Annotated in this window: 4 protein-coding genes and 2 pseudogenes; all 6 read right to left on the reverse strand. The window is 33.8% G+C overall.

Translation table 11 applies throughout. The features are described from left to right. Nucleotides 1-390: 390 nt before the first annotated feature. Complete coding sequence (locus NM10_RS12380; protein WP_020311880.1) at nucleotides 391-1,182, reverse strand: glycosyltransferase family 32 protein; 792 nt, start codon at nucleotides 1,180-1,182, stop codon at nucleotides 391-393. A gap of 319 nt (nucleotides 1,183-1,501) precedes the next feature. Continuing rightward, complete coding sequence (locus NM10_RS12385) at nucleotides 1,502-2,527, reverse strand: EpsG family protein (RefSeq protein WP_020311881.1); 1,026 nt, start codon at nucleotides 2,525-2,527, stop codon at nucleotides 1,502-1,504. A 286-nt stretch (nucleotides 2,528-2,813) separates the two neighbouring features. Continuing rightward, on the reverse strand, nucleotides 2,814-3,617 hold the full coding sequence (locus NM10_RS12390; protein WP_239639744.1) for a hypothetical protein: 804 nt from the start codon (nucleotides 3,615-3,617) through the stop codon (nucleotides 2,814-2,816). 4 nt (nucleotides 3,618-3,621) lie between these two features. Further along, nucleotides 3,622-4,509, reverse strand: coding sequence for an ATP-grasp fold amidoligase family protein (locus tag NM10_RS12395; RefSeq protein WP_020311883.1), 888 nt, complete (start codon nucleotides 4,507-4,509; stop codon nucleotides 3,622-3,624). Nucleotides 4,510-4,547: 38 nt separating this feature from the next. Then, nucleotides 4,548-5,779, reverse strand: a pseudogene (locus NM10_RS12400) (nucleotide sugar dehydrogenase). 244 nt (nucleotides 5,780-6,023) lie between these two features. After that, nucleotides 6,024-6,203, reverse strand: a pseudogene (locus NM10_RS14275) (IS256 family transposase); the annotation flags it as partial.

The raw sequence follows: 6,203 nt of genomic DNA on the forward strand, positions 1-6,203 counted from the left end.
CTTCCATTTCAKTGACCATGTTTGGGTTCAGGCCGTTTTCAGAACAGATGACATTGAATTCCTTGTCGCCTTGAAGAATTGACAGAACAATCTTGGTCTTAAATTCAGAAGTGTACTTTTTTCTTGGCATGATAGCATCCTCCAATTTTCGTTACTTAATACTATATCATGCACTCTTAAAATTTTCAGTACTGGTCTGAATTCACAGGCCCATTATACATTACACCAACAAGCATTAGACTTAAACTGCATAGAAATATATATTTTACAAGTTATAATTCTATTCTATCTAGAAATTAGTTTAGATGTTCCAAATTTTTATCGAGTCATTCATTATACTACGCACATGCTTTTATCTTTCTCACTGTATCCTCCCCCTTAAATACATTTTTAATGCATAATATGATGAAAAACCTTGCTAACAAACCCTTTTATTCCATATAAATCAAATACTGTGCGATACATAGCAATCCGCGCTAATGGTTTCTCACACATTCGCATATATTTTCTGACATAACCAGACTGTATTTCTGCCCGTTTCTGGCTCTCCATATCACGCCAAGTAGCTGAATAATGGTGAATAGCATAGGTTCTTTCATCTTTCATAATCCAGCCTGTTAAATAAGACTTCGCAATAAAGGCTTCCATAGGAAGTACCAATACATCCCCCAAGAGTACTTGCTCTTTTCCATTAAGTCGAATTCCGTATTGTTCTACCAATATCTGCGTAATGATTTTTAAATTTGTTGTAATATCATAAGTCCCATCAGCTCTTTTAAAATGTCTATTTTTATACGATTTAAGGAAATCACAAACCAGCGGCGACTGTACTGTTACCCCAAATGTTCCTATAGACACATTTTTGTCATTTTCAAAGCACAGAAAACCATTGTGATTCAGCAATGGATCAAATGGTTGTATTACTTCCACATCGGTATCCATATAGATACCGCCATATTTATAGAGGACAAGAAGCCTAGCATAGTCGGCCACAAAAGCCCACCATTTTGCTGCATAGGCTTCCTTGCAATAATCATTGGCATAAATATCGAAATTGTATTCATTCCATTCTTTAATTTCATAATCTGGGCAATACTTCTCCCAGGATTTTATGCACTGTTTTACGCTATCTGGCTTTTCTTTTCTACCAAACCAACAATAATGGATAATTTTTGGAATCACTCTAATCCACCTCATTAATATCTGTCATTATAGTTTAATGAATTTTCAATAAGTTTTTCGTTATATTACAAGTCGTTTATATTTCAATTTGACTGTATGCCTAATAATTTATTTTTTTAAATCACTTAATTTCTCAGTGATATTTCATAAATATAATTGTAATTTCCCAAAGAGACAGATGATAATATAAGTCAATCATATATATCAAGTGATGCGTCTCAGCTAACTTTAAATTTGCAAAAATCAAAACTGTAGCATTAAGGAAATTTCGAATTAATCCCCCCTGAACTAATGATAATGTTTTTCCTTTACCAAAAAATCAGGTCTGGTAAGGAACCACATTATGTGAAAAATTAACAGCTATTGAATAAGAAGAATATACAAAAAAGAGAATAACAATAGCAACAATAAAAAATATTCGTAAAAGCTTAGAACTTATCCCCTCTAATGCCATAGGAATCAAAACCGTTTGAGGCAGCCAAAGTAGCCACATTACTCTCGTTACCAAGGGAATTTGCCAATAAAACATAGCTAACAATACCATGGCAAACTGACAATTAAGATATAATTTATATTTAGGATTTTCTTTATTATAAAAAATGACACTGAAAAGCCACACTGCGATGTTTATAGGGACAAAAGTTACTAGTTTATCAATATCGGAATCATGTATTATATAATTCCTATATATTGAATCAGTAAGTGTAGTATTAACTAATCCTACAACGACTTGTGAAAACACAATTGTAAGAGCAATTAAAATTATCGATTTTTTAATATTAACTTTTATAAATGTGAAAAAATAGGTAATTAAAAATAACCAACAAATAGAATGAAATCCTGCACCTAATATTATCAAAATTACAAAAGGTATTACTTTCCTCTTATAGGCATAACCAAGAGCTAAAAAACAAATAGCACATCCAGTTAACTGCCTCAAAGCATTTAAATAGGTGAAATAAATCATACTTCCCATAAGTAAAAAAATACTCAATGAAGGATTTGGCGAATCAAGAAAAATTTGTTTATATGAACAAATGAGAAATATCAATGCAGATCCTACAAAGACCATTTGTGGATCACTTGAAAAGAAGCCAAGTATTCTATTCATAATATAAAATAACCATTCGAAACGATCTGGTCCGGCATACTGCATGGCCTCAAATATAGACCGATAGCTGAAGTAGTCTGTTCCCACATCATAGCGAATTGCTGTTATAAAAAAAATTGGAATTGAAGATACTATCGCTAATAAAGTTGTCTTTTGCCGGTTAATCAATACACCCAACTTAGCTAATAGCATTGAAAAAATACAGTTTCCCCAATAAATGATTAGACTAAACATTTATGCCTCCAATATTAATTTCATGTATTAAGTATGCCTCCAACAATGAATTAAATAATACATTGATATAGCAATACCGGATATGTAATTGATAATTAGCATATCTCGTTCCTGCATTCTATTCAATCTAAAAAATTAACTGGCTAGAATAACAGGCCATTATAGGAACCTAGTGATTTTTACAAATGAAAACATATCATGTAATTGAATCCATTTATCCAATATTAATGGATAATAAGCAGCTTATGTAATATGAGGATATCCACATTATGAACAGATACTTGGCTTATAAATTAGATTTAATCTTATTATCAATTATTCCATTAAGCATTTGGCGTAAAGCCTTCCATATAGAAATATTTTTTTCATACAAATGCTTGTGAGAATATGCATAATAAAAAGCATAAAGAATCGATAATGGCAATCCCAACATATGCCTTGTAGAAGTACCTCTTTGGTAAAAAAATTTTTCATCATATCCTGAAAACCACTTAGATTTGCTTTCCTTCAGAGATGCAATGGCTAACGGATAATACAATATCTTTAAACCTTTCTTGTAGCAGCGTAAAAGGAAATCAACTTCTTCTCCACCCCCATTACCAGTCCCAGATCCCATATTTATATCAAATATTATCCCCTTACGAAGTATACTGTTCCTCTTAAAAGTTATGCATACAGAAGAAACGTGAAAAAGTTCAATGATTGATAAATAATGAAGTTGCTGCTTTAATTTATTATTATGATTCTTTATATCGAAGATAATTAAATCTGCATCTTGATGTTCCGCATAAACAGTAGCAACTTTTGTATGCACATCATCAACAAACAACTCATCATCATCAGAAATAATACAAATATATGCTGATGATAATACTATTGCCCTATTTCTGCTTCGGGATAACCCTCTTTCAGGAGAATCTACCCATATAATATTGTTATTAAAATTGCATACTTTCTCATCAGAACAATCACATTGATTAATAACAACCGCATCATGAAATAGATTAGATTCATTTAGAATATTTTTATCTTGATACATACAGCTGACAAGCACTTGAACATTTATCATGTTATTTTCCTTCACTAACATACAACTACAAAGTTAACAACTTCCCCATTTTCTTATTGAAGCTATCCAAAAAATATGGGAAAATGCAACACGCTGGGGAAAATGTTAATTCACCAAATAAAATTTTATTATTTATATCATATAAATCCACTCTGACAAACTTAAAATCTGATGAAAGAGTTTTTGCAATTTCAATCATTTTATCAAGATTAGCCGGCTTGGGAATATTCCCATTTCCGGCAACCTCGCTTCCTGAAGATCTAAGCCCTGATATAGGGTTCCAATTCAAATCAAATAAATCTAAAGTGGCCTTCATCGCTTTATCTCCATCAGCTATCCGATTTGTTACGGTCAGGATAAATTGTGGCACGCCATTCAAACAATGAATTTTATAGTCTGTGATCATACTCATTTCTTGGAGATATGCTTCTGCATAAATTCGATGAGGAATTCTAGTGTAATGAGGTTCCATCGAATACGTGCCATATGTAGTATTCAACCATCGATTCATCTCTCTTTTGCATTGATGAATATCTAATCGTTGTTTATCAGGAACAAAATAGTTCATTTTACATCCATGAGTCGCTTTTAATACGAAGCTCTTAGGCAATTTGTCAAAGTCAATTTCTTCTACGCTATTCCATGGACCTCCAACTACTGGAATTAAAAGACTATCTCCCCCCCCCATTTTTCTTGTAATATATTCTCTTACATCATATTTATCAGTACAAGTAACTATTAAGGAATTTTCCCCGTGCAATTCAAGATAAGACACTTTATCCGCCAATGTTTTAGGAAAAGATAAATTTAAACTACGATGAAAGCGTAAACGTGCATCAAACTTTTTAGCCATATCGATACCAGCAACAGCTGTAATAGTAGATAAAACTAAAGAATATATTTGTTTAATCATTTGATTCTCTCCTAACAGAACGGATAAAAAGAAAAACTCTAATCTCTTTCAAATAAATCCCGAGTATAAACTTTTTCTTTGACATCATCCAAGCAATGGTCATACCGATTCGCAATGATGCCATGGCTATTTTTCTTAAATGTATCCAAGTTGTTGATAACTCGGCTGCCAAAGAAAGTACTGCCATTTTTCAATGTGGGTTCATAGATAATAACTTTTGCACCTTTGGCCTTAATACGTTTCATGACACCTTGAATAGAGCTCTGGCGAAAATTATCTGAATTTGATTTCATTGTAAGGCGATATACGCCAATGGTCATCGATTGTTCCTGATTCGGATCATAAGTACTTCCATAGTGATAATAACCAGCTAATTGAAGCACCCGATCTGCAATGAAATCTTTTCGAGTCCGATTAGAATCAACGATAGCTCGAATAAGATTTTCTGGCACATCACCATAATTGGCTAAAAGTTGTTTTGTATCTTTAGGCAAACAATATCCACCATATCCAAAAGATGGATTATTATAGAACTCGCCAATTCTCGGATCTAAGCAAACCCCTTCGATGATTTCCTGCGTTTTCAAACCTTTCATTTCTGCATAGGTATCTAATTCATTAAAGTAAGAAACCCGCATGGCCAGATAGGTATTTGCAAACAACTTTACTGCTTCCGCTTCAGTCATCCCCATAAGTATGGTAGGAATATCTTTTTTAATCGCACCTTCCTGCAACAAAGCAGCGAAAGTTTGTGCAGCTTTAACTAAGCGTTCATCCTGCAAATCAGTACCTACGATAATGCGGCTAGGATACAGATTATCGTAAAGAGCCTTACTTTCTCGCAAAAATTCTGGACTAAAGATAATGTTCTTTGTCCCCATTTTTTTTCGGATTGTTTTCGTATACCCGACTGGAATCGTCGATTTGATGACCATAACAGCTGTAGGATTATATTTCATAACCAGTTTAATGACTGCCTCTACAGAGGAAGTATCAAAAAAATTTTTCTGCGGATCATAATTTGTAGGCGTTGCAACAATGATAAAATCTGCATTCGTATAAGCACTTTCAGCATCCAAAGTCGCTGTCAAATTTAAGTTCTTTTCGGCTAAATATTTTTCTATATACGTATCTTGAATTGGCGATTTTCTTTGGTTAATCAAATCTACTTTTTCTTTGACAATATCTACCGCCGTTACGTGGTGATGCTGAGATAAAGCGTCGCTAAAGAGAGACCTACATACCCTGTACCAGCTACAGCAATATTCATATCATTCATCAACTTCTTTCTCTTTTAATCCAATCTTAGTGCCTTTTACCCAAGCCCAACAGCCTAATTCATACAAACTTTGTAGTCGACTATGCCCTTCAATTTGGTGATATAACTGCCAATGGTATTTAGCTTGTTTTAACTTATTACTACTAACGGACCCCTTTCGACCGAGTCGGTAAGTTCCTAAGACCACTTGCATGCCATAGCAAAAGGGTGTGTCAAGAGTTTTGTGTAAATCGATTCAATAAGCAACATCGTATTGCTGCATAAGCTGAGACATCCTGTCGTCCATGAGCAGCTGGTTCCGGACCATCGCCCAGTTTGCGACGTGACGACCCTTCCATTTTTTATAGAGCTCTTGGATGCGTAGGTAGAAAATCTTGAAGACTGCAKMCTCGTTGGGGAAAGCGCCTTTCTCTGA

The organism is Megasphaera sp. NM10 (genome assembly GCF_000417505.1).
Lineage (GTDB): Bacteria > Bacillota > Negativicutes > Veillonellales > Megasphaeraceae > Megasphaera > Megasphaera intestinihominis.

Excerpts from the sequence above, each read along its gene's own strand:
- NM10_RS12385 (WP_020311881.1), bottom strand. The coding sequence starts at position 2,527 with ATGTTTAGTCTAATCATTTATTGGGGAAACTGTATTTTTTCAATGCTA.
- NM10_RS12395 (WP_020311883.1), bottom strand. The coding sequence starts at position 4,509 with ATGATTAAACAAATATATTCTTTAGTTTTATCTACTATTACAGCTGTT.
- NM10_RS12390 (WP_239639744.1), bottom strand. The coding sequence starts at position 3,617 with ATGTTAGTGAAGGAAAATAACATGATAAATGTTCAAGTGCTTGTCAGC.